The sequence below is a fragment of the Asticcacaulis excentricus CB 48 genome (assembly GCF_000175215.2).
Classification (GTDB): Bacteria; Pseudomonadota; Alphaproteobacteria; order Caulobacterales; family Caulobacteraceae; genus Asticcacaulis; species Asticcacaulis excentricus.
On the sequence record NC_014816.1, the window covers coordinates 62,060 to 77,247 of the forward strand.

Annotated in this window: 13 protein-coding genes; 6 read left to right on the forward strand and 7 right to left on the reverse strand. The window is 59.6% G+C overall.

Translation table 11 applies throughout. The features are described 5' to 3' along the window. Complete coding sequence (grpE, locus tag ASTEX_RS00260) at positions 1–597, forward strand: nucleotide exchange factor GrpE (RefSeq protein ID WP_013477592.1); 597 nt, start codon at positions 1–3, stop codon at positions 595–597. Positions 598–657: 60 nt separating this feature from the next. Here the strand turns inward: grpE and ASTEX_RS00265 are convergent, their stop codons facing one another. Next, positions 658–1,593 carry a dienelactone hydrolase family protein gene (locus tag ASTEX_RS00265; RefSeq protein ID WP_013477593.1) on the reverse strand — a complete coding sequence of 312 codons (936 nt, stop codon included), beginning with the start codon at positions 1,591–1,593 and terminating at the stop codon, positions 658–660. Between the two features lie 300 nt (positions 1,594–1,893). Here ASTEX_RS00265 and dnaK point away from each other — a divergent pair, with 300 nt between their 5' ends. The 3 genes from dnaK (at position 1,894) to dapB (ending at position 6,067) form a co-directional block, all read left to right on the forward strand. Next, entirely contained in the window at positions 1,894–3,792 is a 1,899-nt protein-coding gene (gene dnaK / locus ASTEX_RS00270; RefSeq protein ID WP_013477594.1) for a molecular chaperone DnaK, read from the forward strand. Positions 3,793–3,995: 203 nt separating this feature from the next. Further along, the gene (gene dnaJ / locus ASTEX_RS00275; protein ID WP_013477595.1) at positions 3,996–5,165 is read left to right on the forward strand and encodes a molecular chaperone DnaJ; all 1,170 of its coding nucleotides are present in this window, start codon (positions 3,996–3,998) and stop codon (positions 5,163–5,165) included. A 149-nt stretch (positions 5,166–5,314) separates the two neighbouring features. Continuing rightward, entirely contained in the window at positions 5,315–6,067 is a 753-nt protein-coding gene (gene dapB / locus ASTEX_RS00280; RefSeq protein ID WP_013477596.1) for a 4-hydroxy-tetrahydrodipicolinate reductase, read from the forward strand. Here dapB and ASTEX_RS00285 read toward each other — a convergent pair. The 3 genes from ASTEX_RS00285 to coaBC all read right to left on the reverse strand — a co-directional run bounded on the left by ASTEX_RS00285 (position 6,034) and on the right by coaBC (position 8,134). Then, positions 6,034–6,381, reverse strand: coding sequence for a hypothetical protein (locus ASTEX_RS00285; protein WP_013477597.1), 348 nt, complete (start codon positions 6,379–6,381; stop codon positions 6,034–6,036). The two genes, dapB and ASTEX_RS00285, sit on opposite strands and share 34 nt — an antisense overlap. Positions 6,382–6,476: 95 nt before the next feature. Further along, entirely contained in the window at positions 6,477–6,938 is a 462-nt protein-coding gene (dut, locus tag ASTEX_RS00290; protein ID WP_013477598.1) for a dUTP diphosphatase, read from the reverse strand. Beyond that, positions 6,935–8,134: a bifunctional phosphopantothenoylcysteine decarboxylase/phosphopantothenate--cysteine ligase CoaBC gene (gene coaBC / locus ASTEX_RS00295; protein ID WP_041658374.1), complete on the reverse strand. Its 1,200-nt coding sequence runs from the start codon at positions 8,132–8,134 to the stop codon at positions 6,935–6,937. Before coaBC ends, dut begins: the two co-directional genes overlap by 4 nt. 53 nt (positions 8,135–8,187) lie before the next feature. On the opposite strand from coaBC, the gene ASTEX_RS00300 reads away from it, so the two are divergent. Together ASTEX_RS00300 and ASTEX_RS00305 are read left to right on the forward strand one after the other, a co-directional pair. Next, positions 8,188–8,802: a hypothetical protein gene (locus ASTEX_RS00300; RefSeq protein WP_013477600.1), complete on the forward strand. Its 615-nt coding sequence runs from the start codon at positions 8,188–8,190 to the stop codon at positions 8,800–8,802. An 80-nt stretch (positions 8,803–8,882) separates the two neighbouring features. Beyond that, a complete protein-coding gene (locus ASTEX_RS00305; RefSeq protein WP_245532510.1) occupies positions 8,883–10,841 on the forward strand; it encodes a putative bifunctional diguanylate cyclase/phosphodiesterase in 1,959 nt (652 codons plus the stop codon). On the opposite strand, the gene ASTEX_RS00310 is transcribed toward ASTEX_RS00305, so the two are convergent. The 3 genes from ASTEX_RS00310 to ubiB form a co-directional block, all read right to left on the reverse strand. Continuing rightward, the gene (locus ASTEX_RS00310) at positions 10,819–11,796 is read right to left on the reverse strand and encodes a magnesium transporter CorA family protein (RefSeq protein ID WP_013477602.1); all 978 of its coding nucleotides are present in this window, start codon (positions 11,794–11,796) and stop codon (positions 10,819–10,821) included. The genes ASTEX_RS00305 and ASTEX_RS00310 overlap by 23 nt on opposite strands. Positions 11,797–11,825: 29 nt before the next feature. Then, positions 11,826–13,496, reverse strand: a complete 1,671-nt coding sequence (locus ASTEX_RS00315; protein WP_013477603.1) for a methyl-accepting chemotaxis protein — start codon at positions 13,494–13,496, stop codon at positions 11,826–11,828. 170 nt (positions 13,497–13,666) lie between these two features. Next, positions 13,667–15,184: a 2-polyprenylphenol 6-hydroxylase gene (gene ubiB, locus ASTEX_RS00320; RefSeq protein ID WP_245532546.1), complete on the reverse strand. Its 1,518-nt coding sequence runs from the start codon at positions 15,182–15,184 to the stop codon at positions 13,667–13,669. Positions 15,185–15,188 lie beyond the last annotated feature (4 nt).

Below are 15,188 nucleotides of genomic sequence, written 5' to 3' on the forward strand. Positions count from 1 at the left end.
ATGAGCGAAGAACATACTGAACAAGACGCCCCGTTCGCCAATGACGCCATCGACACGCTGAACGCGGCGCTGGAGCAGCTTCAGGCCGAAAACGCCGCACTCAAGGAGCAGGCGCTGCGATATGCTGCCGAGGCCGAAAACGTCAAACGCCGCGCCGAGCGCGAAATGAATGACGCGCGCGCCTATGCCATCCAGCGCTTTTCGCGCGACCTTCTGGGCGTGGCCGACGTGCTGCAACGCGCGCTTCAGGCTGTCCCGGGGCAGGTCGAAGACCCGGCGTTCAAAAACTTCGTCTCCGGTATCGAGATGACGGAAAAGGAACTGGCCGGGGCCTTTGAAAAGAACGGTGTCAAGAAAATTGCACCGCTCAAGGGCGACAAGTTCGATCCCAACTTCCATCAAGCCGTGATGGAGCAACCTTCCACTGAGGTTGAGGGTGGCAGCGTCCTGATGGTCATGCAGGCGGGCTATGAACTGTTCGGCCGCACGATCCGCCCTGCCATGGTCGTGACAGCGGCCAAAACGGCCAGCGCCGCCAACGGGGCTTATAATGGCAGCGATACCGCCTCTGGCGGCACAGTCAATACGCAGGCGTAACAGACGAAATACCTCCCCGCTTGCGGGGAGGTAAACTGACCTGTCTGACGGGAATTTGGCTTACAAATATGTCCCGAACCACTTGAGCAATTCGGCCCAGCCTTCCTTTGCGGCTGTCTCGTTATAAAGGGCGCGGTAGTCGGCATGGAAGCCGTGCTTGGCGTCCTTATAGACCTTGATATAGCTGGGGGTCTTACCAGACGCTTTGAGCGCTGCGTTCATGCGCTCAACACTTTCCAATGAAATACCGCCGTCCTGACCGGCATAGAGACCCAGAACCGGGCGACGCAGCCCGGAGGCGCGGTCGATCGGCCACTGACGGTCTTCCTTGCCGAGGAAATCGGTCGCCGCCGGACGCTCCAGACGCCCGTACCATGCCACGCCCGCCTTGATGTCAGGGATGGAAGACGCCGCCATCCAAGTTACCGCGCCGCCCCAACAGAAACCGGTAATGCCGATGCGCGAGGTGTCGGCGAACTTTGTCTTGCCGAACACGCCCTTTGACTGTCCCACATCGGGGTTGGTTTTCAACCAGGCGATCAGGGTTTTCAGATCGCCCATCACCTGCTCATTGGTCGCGGTTTCGACCAGCTTGCGGATTTCGGCCGTGTCTTTCAAAGCTGCCGCATTGCCCTTGCGCGCGAAAGGATCAAACGTCAGGGCCACATAACCTTGATATGCCAGGCGGCGACAGACATCGCGCAGGTAGTCGTGCAGTCCGAAGATCTCCGGGACGACCAGCACCACTGGACGTCGCTTGGCGTCCTGGGGCAAGGCGATATAGGCGGGGATAGCGTAGTCGCTATCGGTCGGCACTGTCAGGTCTTTAGCGATCAGACCGGTCGAAGGCGTGGACACGGGTGATTGGGCCGCGGCGGTCCCGGCGCCCAGTGCATAGCCCGCAAAGAACAACCCGGCTATGCCGCGGCGACTGACGTGGAAATCCTGCGGTTCGCTCCCTTCGGGGCGCGTAAGGGGCAGAGTGTTCATGGTCATCGGCAAGTCTCCCGGCATCTGTCTTTGTATGGCCTACCTAACAACAGGAGTAGGGCCACTGCAATACGGACCGTTTTTATGACCGCGTTTTGAAAAACCCTAAAAATATTGCCAGCATTGCCGGGGCCCCTCTTGCAGGCCGCCATGCGCCCCTTATATCGGTTGCAGATTTGGGGGCGCCGAAATCAACGGTGGCTTCCAAAATTGGTAAAATTCATCTCACCGGGGATGGACAAGCGGGGTGCTTATCTTCAAAAGGCCTCAAAAGCCCATTGCCTTAAACGGAGTAAATCTGGACTCATGGCTAAAATCATCGGTATCGACCTTGGTACGACCAATTCGTGCGTCGCCGTTATGGACGGCAAGAACCCGAAGGTCATTGAAAACGCCGAAGGCGTTCGCACCACGCCGTCGGTGGTCGCCATCGTGGACGACTCGGAGCGCCTGATCGGGCAGCCCGCAAAGCGTCAGGCGGTCACTAACCCTTCCAATACCTTCTTCGCTATCAAGCGCCTGATCGGTCGTACCTATAACGATCCGATGGTCCAGAAGGACAAGGGCATGGTGCCCTATGAAATCTCCAAAGGCCCGAACGGCGACGCCTGGGTCAAGGCCCACGGCAAGGACTATTCGCCGCAACAGATCTCGGCTTTCATTCTGCAAAAGCTGAAGGAAGACGCCGAAGCCTATCTGGGCGAAACCGTCACCCAAGCCGTCATCACGGTTCCGGCCTACTTCAACGACGCTCAGCGTCAGGCCACCAAGGATGCCGGCAAGATCGCCGGCCTCGAAGTTCTGCGCATCATCAACGAGCCGACCGCCGCCGCTCTGGCCTATGGCCTCGACAAGAACGACGGTAAGAAGATCGCCGTCTATGACCTCGGTGGCGGTACGTTCGACGTCTCGGTCCTCGAAATCGGTGACGGCGTCTTCGAAGTGAAGTCGACCAATGGCGACACCTTCCTCGGTGGTGAAGACTTCGACATGCGCGTCGTCGATTACCTCGCTGACGAGTTCAAGAAGGAAAACGGCGTCGATCTGCGTTCCGACAAGCTGGCCCTGCAGCGCCTCAAGGAAGAGGCCGAAAAGGCCAAGAAGGAGCTTTCGACGGTCGCGCAATACGACCTGAACCTGCCCTTTATCTCGATGAACGCGTCCGGCCCGCTGCACCTGAACCTCAAGCTGACCCGCGCGAAGCTCGAAAGCCTCGTTGAGGACCTGATCCAGAAGACCATCGCTCCCTGCCAGCAGGCGCTGAAAGATGCCGGTCTGAAGGCTTCGGACATTGACGAAGTCGTCCTCGTCGGCGGCATGACGCGTATGCCCAAGGTCGTTGAAGCCGTGAAGGCCTTCTTTGGTCGCGAACCGCACAAGGGTGTGAACCCGGACGAAGTGGTGGCGCTCGGTGCCGCTATTCAGGCCGGCGTGTTGCAAGGCGACGTCAAGGACGTTCTGCTTCTCGACGTGACCCCGCTGACGCTGGGGATCGAAACGCTGGGTGGCGTGTTCACCCCGCTGATCGAGCGCAACACCACAATCCCGACCAAGAAGTCGCAGACCTTCTCAACCGCCGACGACAATCAGTCGGCCGTGACCATCCGCGTCTTCCAGGGCGAGCGTCCGATGGCTTCGGATAACAAGCTTCTGGGTCAGTTCGACCTCGTCGGTATTCCGCCCGCACCGCGTGGCGTGCCGCAGATCGAAGTCACGTTCGACATCGACGCCAACGGCATCGTCAACGTCAATGCCAAGGACAAGGCGACCAACAAGGAGCACTCGATCCGTATTCAGGCCAATGGTGGCCTGAGCGACTCGGATATCGAGGAGATGATCAAGCAGGCCGAGGCCAACAAGGCCGAAGACGAAAAGCGCAAGGCGCTGATCGAAGCCCGCAACCAGGCCGACGCTCTGGTTCACTCGACGGAAAAGGCCCTGAAGGACTTTGGTTCGAAGGTCGGCGCCGAAGACAAGACCGCCATCGAAACCGCCATCGCCGATCTTAAGACGGCCAAGGACGGCGAAGACGTCGAAGACATCAAGGCCAAGCATCAGGCGCTTCTGACCGCTTCGATGAAGCTCGGTGAAGCCATGTACGCCGCTCAAGGCGCGGGCGAAGCCGGTGACGAGGCTCAGGCCGATGACGGCGTCGTCGATGCCGAGTTCGAAGAAGTCGACGGCGACGGCAAGAAGAGCGCGTAAGCCAGCGCTTTGACAAGACAAAAGGGGGGAGTCTGATTTCGGTTGGGCTCCCCTTTTTTTGAGTTTTTTATAACATCGGATATGTTGCCGGTGTGAATGTTGCAGGCATCCCAGGCGGGGGCTTGGGTTATGTTTATCGCGCATCTGAGTCCGAAACCTGCAAGGCGGCTTTTCGGAATGCGCTTAAAGGACTGCTGAGTACAATGGCGCGTGATTATTACGAAATTCTGGGCGTGGCCCGCGATGCGGATGATGCGACGCTGAAATCGGCCTTCCGCAAGAAGGCGATGGAGCACCACCCTGACCGCAATCAGGGTGATGATCAGGCCGAGGCACGTTTCAAGGAAGTCAATGAAGCCTATTCGGTCCTGTCCGACGCCAACAAGCGCGCGGCCTATGACCGTTTCGGACACGCCGGCGTCAATGGTCAGGGCGGCGGCGGCTTCGGCGGTCAAGGTGGCTTTGGCGGACAGGGCTTCGGCAATGTCGAAGACATCTTCTCGGAGATGTTTGGCGACATTTTCGGTGGCGGGGGCGGTGGCCGCCGCTCGGGCCCGCAACGTGGCCCCGATGTACGCTATGATTACGAAATTACGCTGGAACAGGCCTATAAGGGTGCAGATGTCGAACTGAACGTGCCGACGACCCTGACCTGCGAAGTCTGTAAGGGCTCAGGGGCGAAGGCCGGAACCAAACCCGTCACCTGCCATACCTGCGGTGGCGCAGGCCGTGTGCGGACCTCCAACGGCTTCTTCGCCGTGGAACGCACCTGCCCGACCTGTAACGGTCAGGGTCAGGTGATCAAGGAGCCCTGCACCAACTGTCACGGCCATGGTCAGGTACGCGCCAATCGCAAGCTGAATGTGCGTATCCCTGCCGGCGTTGATGACGGCGCACGCATTCGCCTGTCCGGCGAAGGTCAGGCCGGCGCGGGTGGCGGGCCGCGTGGCGACCTTTACATCTTCCTGTCGGTGGCCGAGCACGAAATATTCGAGCGCGATGGCGCAGACCTGCACTGTCAGATCCCGGTTCCCATGCCGACTGCCGTTCTGGGCGGCGAGGTCGAGGTGCCATGCCTGATGGGCGGCGAAGGCTGCGACGGCACCTGCAAGCTCGAGGTCGCCATCCCCGAAGGCGCGCAGACCGGACACAAGGTCAAGATCAAGGGCAAGGGCATGCCGGTGCTCAATTCGAAACAGCGAGGTGACTTGCTGGTCGAACTGTTCGTCGAAACACCAAAGCACCTGAGCGCCCGTCAGAAGGAACTGATGAAGGAATTTGCCGAGATCGCCGAGGCACAGTCCTACGCGCAGTCACAGGGCTTCATGCATAAGGCCAAGCGGTTCTGGGACGACATCACCGGAACCGCATAAGGCCTCATGAAACGTCTTGCGCTGACCCGCAATACGTTTTTCAAGGATTTAAGTGGACAAATCCGGCGCGGGAACACCCGTCGCCGGATTTGACTTATTCGCGCCCGCTCCCTAGAGGAGCGGGCAGCTTATCAACGCCCGGAGTTATCATGACCCAGATTCGTTTTGCCGTTGCCGGGGCCAGGGGCCGCATGGGTCAGGCCGTCATCCGTGTACTCAATGAGCGCGAATTGATCGTCGCTACCACCTTCGACAAGGGCGACGCTATCGACCTGTCGCAGGCCGATGCGGTGATCGATTTCACCACTCCCGCAGCGACTCTGGCTCTGGCCGAAGCCTGCGCCGAGGAAGGGCAGAGGCGCGCCAAGCCCTTAGCGCACATCATCGGTTCGACCGGCTTCATGCCTGAACAGATTGCCGCCCTTGAAGCCTATGGTAGCCGCAATATCTTACTGCGTTCGGGGAACTTCTCTCTGGGTGTCAATATGCTGATGGGGCTGGTGAGGCAGGCGGCGGCAAAGCTCGGTCCGGACGCCTGGGACATCGAAGTCTTGGAGGCCCACCATAAGCGCAAGGTCGATGCGCCGTCAGGAACAGCCCTGATGCTGGGAGACGCCGCTGCCGACGGGCGTGGGGTAAATCTTAATGAGGTACGTGTGGCGGCGCGCGATGGCCTGACGGGACAGCGTGAACCCGGGACGATCGGTTTTTCGGTCATTCGCGGCGGCGGCATTATCGGCGAACACAGCGTGCTGTTTGCCGCCGAAGACGAAGTCATCACCCTGTCGCATTCGGCACGCGATCGCACCTTGTTCGCGCGGGGGGCTGTCGAGGCGGCGTTGTGGGCTGCGGCGCAATCGCCCGGCCTTTACGATATGCAGGACGTTCTGGGCTTTCGCTGAGTTAATCGCCTTAGACCCAGCACTTCAGTCAGCCAGACAGGCCCAATGGCCACCAGCGCCATAAGCGCAAACTGGATGCTGTATTCTGGTTCACCGAAGTCCGGTGCAAGGGCTGGCAGGCCGTGCAACAAGGGCCAGAGACTACTGAAAACGAGGGTCAGACACAGGGCGATCAGCGTGCGTGCCGCCACCGGGAACCAGATCAGGAGAGCTGAGATCAGGCCAGCCAGCAGCGCCGGCCACAGATTGAGGCCGTTCAGCGCCGCTTCGACCAGATCGCTCAGCAATCCGTACAGTTCGAGGGTTTCCGTCATGGCTCATCACTCAGATTCGCGTATGGAGCGAGTCTGCGATGCTTCGCTTGTCGGGTAAACCCAGCGACCCTGCACAATTTCGTGAAATAAAAGGATCAGCCTCGCCCTGTCGAGCCGAAGCCGCCCGCCCCGCGCGCTGTATCGTCAAGGCTTTCGACCACTTCCCATTCGATACGGGCGTGACGTGCCACCACCATCTGAGCGATACGGTCGCCACGACGAATTTCGAAATCTTCGGTCCCTAAATTGACCAGAATGACCCCAACCTCGCCACGATAATCGGAATCCACCGTCCCCGGCGAGTTGAGGCAGGTTATGCCAAACTTCAGTGCCAGCCCTGAACGCGGGCGCACCTGCACCTCAAACCCCAGCGGCACCGCGACCTTTAGCCCGGTAGGAACCAGCGCCCGCCCCAGCGGCTTGAGCGTCAGCACCTCACCGTCCGAAATGGCGGCACGCAGGTCGAGACCGGCCGAGCCCTCCGTTTCATAGGCGGGCAGTGCCAGACCAGCCGCGTGCGGCAACTGGATGATATGGGCGGTTGGGGTGTAGGTCATTTTAGCCTTGTCGTCAGATACTGGATGAGATCGGCGGCCACTTCGGCCTTGGTCAGGTGCTTGCCAGCCGTCGGGCCCGAAGCGTCTATAAGGATCATATTGGTGGTGTCACGGTCAAAGACGTCCTTCGAGACATCATTGGCCAGAATAGCGTCGGCCCCCTTAGTGCGCAGCTTGGTCTGGCCATACACTTCAACATTGCGCGTTTCCGCCGCAAAGCCGATGACGAGCGGCGGGCGCTGTGTCGGGTGGTGGCCGATACTGGCCAGAATGTCCGGATTTTTAACCAGTGTCACCGTCAACTCGCCGTCCACACCCTTCTTCTGCTTGTCGCGAGCGATTTCCTTAGCGCGCCAGTCGCCCACAGCCGCAACACCGACAAAGACGTCAGCAGGCAAGGCGGCGTGCACGGCATCGTGCATCTCAGCCGCCGTTTCCACGTCGATACGGGTGACCCCCGCAGGCGTCGGCAGGCTGACCGGGCCGGAGACCAGAGTGACGCGCGCGCCGGCATCAGCCGCCGCCGCCGCAATGGCATAGCCCTGCTTGCCGGAGGAGCGGTTGGTGATACCGCGCACGGGGTCGAGAGGCTCAAAGGTCGGCCCCGCTGTTATCAGCACGTGACGACCGTTCAGGGGTCGGGCCTTCGGCTTCAGGGCGGCCTGAATAGCCCCAAAAATAGCCTCGGGTTCGCTCATACGGCCCAGACCATGCTCGCCGCAGGCCATATCACCTTCGTCAGGCCCCGTGAACAGCACGCCATCGGCGCGCAAGGTCGCCAGATTGCGCTGGGTCGCCGGGTGATGCCACATACGGACATTCATGGCTGGCGCCATCAGAACGCGCTTGTCGGTGGCGAGCAAAAGCGTGGTTGCAAGATCATCGGCTTGCCCATTGGCCACAGAGGCCATCAGATTGGCCGTCGCCGGAGCCACCACCACCAGTTCGGCCTGACGCGACAGGCTGATGTGGCCCATTTCGGTCTCATCGGTGAGGTCAAAAAGGTCCGTATAGACCTTGTCTCCCGACAGGGCGGCGGCACTCAAGGGCGTGACGAACTGCTGGGCCGCCTTCGTCAGGACGACGCTTACCGCCAGTCCCGCCTTTTTGATGAGGCGGATCAGCTCCAAAGACTTATAGGCGGCAATGCCGCCGCCGACGATCAGGAGGATACGAGGTGGGCTTGCAACAGTCATGACAAGGTCTTTAATGGCCTTTGCGAGGGTCTGGCAAGACATATGGGGGACGTATGAGGATCGCACAACGCCTTCTGGTGGCATTGGGGCTTTTGTGGCTTGCGGCTTGCGATGCCGGGCCGTCGACCGTCCTGTCGGATGAAAAGGGCGAGGCACAGGCCGCACAGGTGGCCCCGGTCGAGGCCCCTGCGCGCCGCACCCGCCCGTCTGAGGCACCACCGCCGGTTCAGGCCGACGCCCCGGCAAAGCGCGAAGACAGCGACGCCATGCGTCTGCCCGTCGGCCCGAAGGTGGAAATTACCTCCACCCGCTATGGTGACTGGCCCCTGTGGTCATCAAACCGCAAATACAGCGCCTATCAAAACGCCACCCATCACTATGAAAAGCATGGAGCCGAGGTGGGGGCGCGGTCCTATGAGGAATGGCTCAGCATGGTCCACGGTTTTATCCATGCACCGCCTGAGGGTGTTGAAACCCTCACCCGTAACAATGGAGACACTTTGTTTTACGACTCCAGACGCAATGTCTTTGCCGTAATGACCAGAAACGGAGCGCCGCGCACCCTGTTCCGGCCCTCAGACGGGGCCCGCTACTGGCGCAAGCAGAAGCAGATCGAGGCGGAGCGCCGTACAATCAGACGTGATAATTTTGACCCCAGCGTCGATTAAATTCTTTTTAGATAAAATGATTTAAGGTGATCGCAAATAGCAACCTTCCGGTCAAAGCTGTGCGATCCTTAAGTAAAACCGTGCGTGCCCTTTTCAGCGTCTCTGCCAATGATCCCGAATTGGCGGTGGCGCAGTTTCGCGCCTTGTCACGCCAGGTGCCGCTGCTCTATTTCCTGCTGATCGTCAGCTCTCTGGCCGTCAGCTATACCTTTTCTCACCTCGCGCCCCTGTGGCTGTCGGTATGGCTGCCGGGCACCTTGTGCCTGATCGCGGCTGTGCGTGGGATTCACTGGTGGCGCAAGCGTCACCAGAACGTGACGCCTGACTTTGCCGTCGCTCAGCTTCGCCGCACTACCAAGATGGCGGCGTTTCTGGCTATTGGCTTTATGAGCTGGGGCTTGAGCCTGCACCCCTATGGGGATGCGCACGCGCAGGGCCATGTTATCTTCTACATGGGGATCACGGTCGTTGGCTGCATTTTCTGCCTTATGCACCTGAGATCGGCCGCCATCATGGTGACATTGATCGTCAATGTGCCGTTTATCCTGTTTTTCGGTCTGTGGGGTGATCAGACCGAACAAGCCATTGCCGTGAATATCGTGCTGGTCAGCATCGCCATTCTGACCATTCTGATGACGCATTATCGCGATTTTGCTGATCTGGTGCGTTCGCGTCGCGACCTGATGACTAAGCAGGCCGAAACGCAAGCCCTATCGGACGAAAACTTTCGCATAGCCAATCTCGACGCTCTGACCGAACTGCCCAACCGCCGCCGCTTCTTTCACGACCTGGAAAAAGCCTTTGCCGAGGCGCAGGCCGGACGATTGGCCCTGTCTGTTGGCGTGCTGGATCTCGATGGCTTCAAACCGATCAATGACACCTATGGACATGCCACCGGTGACCGGGTGTTGAGCGAAACCGCGCGTCGGCTTGAGAAGGCCTGCCTCGGCTTCATAGACGCCAAGGCGGACATCTACCGCCTGGGGGGCGATGAGTTCGGGCTGATCGTACGCGATGCGGCTTGCGAGGAAGCGTTAAGTGAGGTGGGCCGCCACCTGACGGATGTTGTACGCCTGCCCTTCTCCATCGGCAGCACACACGCCCACATGGCCTGTTCCATTGGCATGGCGACGTGGAGTAAGACCATACAGTCCGCGGAAATCCTGTTCGAAAATGCCGACTATGCGCTCTATTACGCCAAGCGCAATCTGCGTGGTCAGACCGTCCTGTTCAGCGACAAACACGCTGCGGAAATCCGTACCCAGACCCAGATAGAGCGCCATCTTCTGTCTGCAGATCTCGAACACGAGCTGATCCAGCTGTTCCAGCCCATCGTCGATCTGAAAACCGGTCGCGTGCTGTCTTTCGAGGCTCTGGCTCGCTGGTACAGCCCGCAGTTAGGGCTCGTCGCACCGGATGTGTTTATCCCTGTGGCCGAACGTGCCGGCCTGATTGGCGGCGTCACCCGAGTGCTTCTGGAAAAGGCACTGCGTGAGATGCGTAACTGGCCTGAAGAAATCGGTCTGTCGTTCAACCTGTCGGCCCATGACATCTGCGCGGCCGAAGGGGTGGTGCGACTTGTAGCCATCGTCAATGCGTCCGGTATTGACCCCCGACGCATCGACTTTGAAATCACTGAAACGGCGATGGCACACGATTTCGTCAAGGCCCGCCAGTCCATGCAGATGCTGAAAACCCTTGGCTGCCACCTGTCGCTGGACGATTTCGGCACCGGCTATTCGTCCCTGAGCTATGTCCACCGCCTGCCGCTTGACCGCATTAAGGTCGATCGCAGCTTCGTTACCGATATCGAAAACGACTGCGCCAGCAAGGTGGTGCGCTCCATGACGGGGCTGTGCAGCGATATGGGGCTGAAATCGATCATCGAAGGCGTCGAAACTCCGGAACAGCTGGGACGTTTGCGCGAAATGGGCTGCGACATGGCGCAAGGCTATCTATTCGCTAAGCCGATGCATCCCAGCATGATCGCCGGTTATCTGGCCGACACCAACCGACTTAAAGCCAACCACGCCGTTTAAACACCCAGTAGGGCACGAGCACGGCCACGCCCATCAGACCCAGCGCCAGTGGGTAGCCCAAGGCCCAGTGCAGTTCCGGCATGTGGTCGAAATTCATGCCGTAAATGCCAGCGACCAGCGCCGGCGGCAGAAAGAAGACCGCCGTGGTCGAAAAGATCTTGCCGATCTGGTTCTGTTCGACATTGATCATTCCAAGCGCGGCATCAAGCTGAAAGCTGATCTTGTTCGACAGGAAGGTCGTCTGCTCGGCTATGGACTGCGTATCCTTGAGCAGGGTGCCCAATGCGCGGCTATGATCAGACTGACCAGCGGGCGTATGGGTACGCAGAAAGCCCGCCACGCGCTGAAGGCTTGATATGCTTTCGTGGATGCGTGAGTTGAGGTCGGCCAGCAAGCCCAATGACTGCAGCACACCGTGCATGATGTCCGAGGGCGTCCCCTTCTCGCCTTCAAATCCGCGCGGCGAAAAAATGCGCCGCGACAGGCCGTCCAGACCGGAAATCACCTCATCGGAATGGACCACGGTACGCAGCACAATGGCTTCCAGCAATCCCGTCAGGACGTCTACACTCTCCGGAAAGGCCTTTGGCGTCAAAAGCAAGCGTTCCTGAAGCGCCAGAAAGGGCGGCGGATCGATATCACGCAGCGTAATCAGGAAGTCCGGCGTCAGGATGAAGGTCACCGTTCCGCAGGCGCGCGCATAGCGGTCGTCGCTGATGACGGCAGCGGTCATATAGGCGGTACCATCGCGCGTGTACATGCGGTTGAGCGCGTGATTGCGCCAGGTTTCTTCACGCGTCGGCAGGGCGATATTGAGGTTTTGCGGGAGATGCCGCAGTTCCTCCTCGGTGGGATTGAAAAGGTCGATCCACACCGGTTCGTCCGGGACGTTCTGGTCGGCCTTCTGCTGGGTTTCCGCGATACGTTCGCCAAGGCGGTGAAATATGGTGATCATGGAATACCCCTGTACTGTCGGCAGCTGCCTCAGGCGGCCCGGATTCCCGAAATGAACTCATGGACGTCTTTGCGTAGACTGTCGGCCTGACGCGACAATTCTCCTGAGGCACCCAGCACCTGTGTGGCGGCCGCCGTGGTTTCTTCGGTCGCTCGCGAAATGCCCGACATGTTTTGAGCCACCTCGACTGTACTTTGCGACGCCTGCTGCACATTGCGGGCAATCTCCTGTGTCGTGGCGTGCTGCTCATCGACCGCCGCTGAAATCGCCATAGAGGCTTCGGACATCTGATCCACCGTGCGGCGGATATGATCAATGGCCGCCACCGCCTCGCCGACGACGGACTGGATCTCCTGCACCTGGGCTTCGATATCCGCCGATGCTTTAGAGGTCTGCTGAGCCAGGGTCTTGACTTCACTGGCGACCACGGCAAAGCCCCGGCCCGCCTCGCCAGCACGCGCCGCCTCAATGGTGGCGTTCAGCGCCAGAAGATTGGTCTGGGACGCAACCTGCGTAATCAGGCTGACGAAGTCACCGATGCGCTGCGCTCCGTCTGACAACTTGTGAATAACCTCTGAGGAGCGCTGCGCTTCAGCGATAGCGCTTTGAGCAATATGCACCGATCCCTGAACCTGCCTGGCGATCTCCTGCACGGTCGCGGCCATTTCTTCGGTCGCTGCGGCAACGGTCTGCACGTTCATTGAAGCTTCTTCCGAGGCCGATGAGACGACGGTGCTCTGACGCGTCGTCTCCTCTGCACCGGACGTCAGGCTTTCAGCCGAGGCCTCCAGTTCCGTGGCAGCCACCGAGACAAACTGAATGCTTTCGCGGGTATGGGCATCAAAGCGCTGGACCAGGTCCTCGATCAGGCGCGCTCGTGCTTCGCGTTGCGCCAAACTGGCTTTTTCTGCCGCTTCAAGCCTTTGCCGCTCAAGACCATTGGATTTGAACACCTCAACCGCGCGGGCCATTTCCCCGATTTCGTTGCGCGCCTCACGGGCGGGCACTTCGGTCTGGTATTCGCCCCTGGCCAGACGAGTCATCACCGCCGTCAGGCTATTGATCGGCGCGATGACGCGATGACGCACGATCCAGATACCGGCGACACCCAGCGCAAAATTGACCAGAAACGCCGCCCCTAACGCCCATAGAAGAGTATTTTGTTTTTGCGAGGCCGCATCAAACGATTTTTTGGCCTCGGCAACCTGTAGCTTTACCAGAACATCAAAAGCCGCTGTGACCGGGTCGATGGAGGGATAAAGCTCGCTCGACACATAGGTTTCGAGCGCCGCCTGATCCTTGCGAAGCATAATATCCCGTAAGCGCGCAATGGAGGCCTTAGCCTTCTCTTTCTGAGCCTTTGCCGCCTGCGCGAGGGTTTTTTCGTTCGCGTCCATCCATGTCAGCATATAGGCGTCAAAAAGCTGATCCGAACGCGTCAGAGCTTCGTCCATATTGCGCACGCCGTCATCAAAGCTGACCGTTCCGGCGCGGACCTTGTGCGCATTATCGACAATGAGGACGGCGTAGTTGTCGCTGATACCCTTAAGCTGTTCCAGCGGGATAACCCGGTCAGCATAGACGGTCTGAAGCCCCTGCCGCCCGGCCTGAGCGATCAGAAACGCCAGTCCACAGCTCAATAGCGCGCCGATAATCAGCACAGAGATGACGCCCTGCAGGCGCGCACGAAGAGTACGCATGGTTTATTCTACCCCAAACACAACCCGCTCTATGGCGGATCATCCCTTGTAATGGATTTCAGCTATCCAAAGGTGGGGTAAGTTAGTTAATGGATCCCTAAGGCCAACCCTTTACGAGAGCGGCGTTATGGACTGAAACTCTTCGGCGAAAAAAGGAAGTAGAGGCCGTCTCAGGACTGCAAGACCGTGATCCACACCATAACACCCAGTGCCAGCACGGAGGCAATCAGGGCCAAGGTCGAGACGGTTCGGCTCTGACGCAGTTCGGATTGCAGGGAAATGAGCGCCCGCCGTTCACGTTCGCGGTCTGCCGTGTCGTCGTCATCCAGCTTCAGCTTATGTACCAGCTTGTCGATCAGACGTCGCGCTTCGGCCACGGGCGACAGTTCCGACTGGATAAAGTCACGCACCACCGGCCGAGCCGCTTCCCAGATGTCATGTTCCGGATAGATGCGCCGCGCCACGCCTTCGACACTGACCATGGTCTTTTGCAGCAGGACCAGTTCCGGTCGCAGGTGCATGTCGAACTGCGCCGTGATCTCAAACAGTTGCGTAAGAAGCCGTCCCATTGAGACCTCCGTCGCCGCCCGGCCCAGCACCGGCTCCCCTACGGCGCGCAGGGCCTGCGCGAAGGCCTGAACATCGTGGTGTTTTGGGACGTAGCCTGCCTCAAAGTGGACCTCGGCCACGCGCTTATAGTTACGGCGCAGGAAGCCCCACAGCATTTCAGCAAGATAGAGCCGTTCCTTGGGCTTCAATCGCCCGACAATGCCGAAATCGATCGCAGTAAGTTTATCGGGCGCCTGCGCAAACAAATTGCCCTCGTGCAGGTCGGCGTGGAACATGCCGTGGTTTAGGGCCTGAGACAGGAAGGCGCGGATCAGGTTATCGGCCATGGCCTGGGGCTGTAGTCCCGGCTGGGTCAGGGCTTCGGGACGGCTGAGCGGTATGCCTTTGGCCCATTCGATGACCAGAACACGCCTGGCAACGTGGTGCCAGACCACTTTGGGGGCCGACATGTAGGGTTCGGCATTGATAATCTGGCCCAGTTCGTCCGCCGCCGAGGCCTCAAGCCGCAGGTCCAGCTCAAGCAGGAGCGACTGCGCGACCGTGGCGACAAAGGCTTCGGGCTCCAGGCGGCGCGAGGCAGGTGACAGAAAGGCGATAATTTTGGCCGCCAGCGTCATCATGGCGATGTCATCGGCAATGATCTGCTCGATTCCAGGTCGCAGAATCTTGACCGCCACCTGCCGGCCATCTTTCAGTATGGCGCGATGGGCCTGCGCGATGGAGGCAGCCCCAATCACTTCGCCGAATTCAAAGAAGATATCATCGACCGGTTTTTCCAAGGCCTCTTCGACCAGACGCCGCGCCGTAGCCTTATCAAACGGCGGCAACTGATCCTTCAGGTGACTGAGGTCGCGGATAAAGGCGTCGCCGAAGATATCGCCGCGCGTGGAGAGCACCTGTCCCAACTTAATGAAGGCCGGGCCCAGCTTTTCAAAGGCACGGGCATAGCGCAGCCCCACGCGGTCTTGCGGTCCACGACGCGCAAAGAAGAAACGCAAGGCATTGGAAAAGAAACGCGACGGCGGATTGAGCTGATAGCTCAGCTCACGCGGGATCAGCACGTCCTCGCGCATCAGGACGAACCCGGCCTTGATCAGGCGGAAAAAAGAACCGAACACCGAC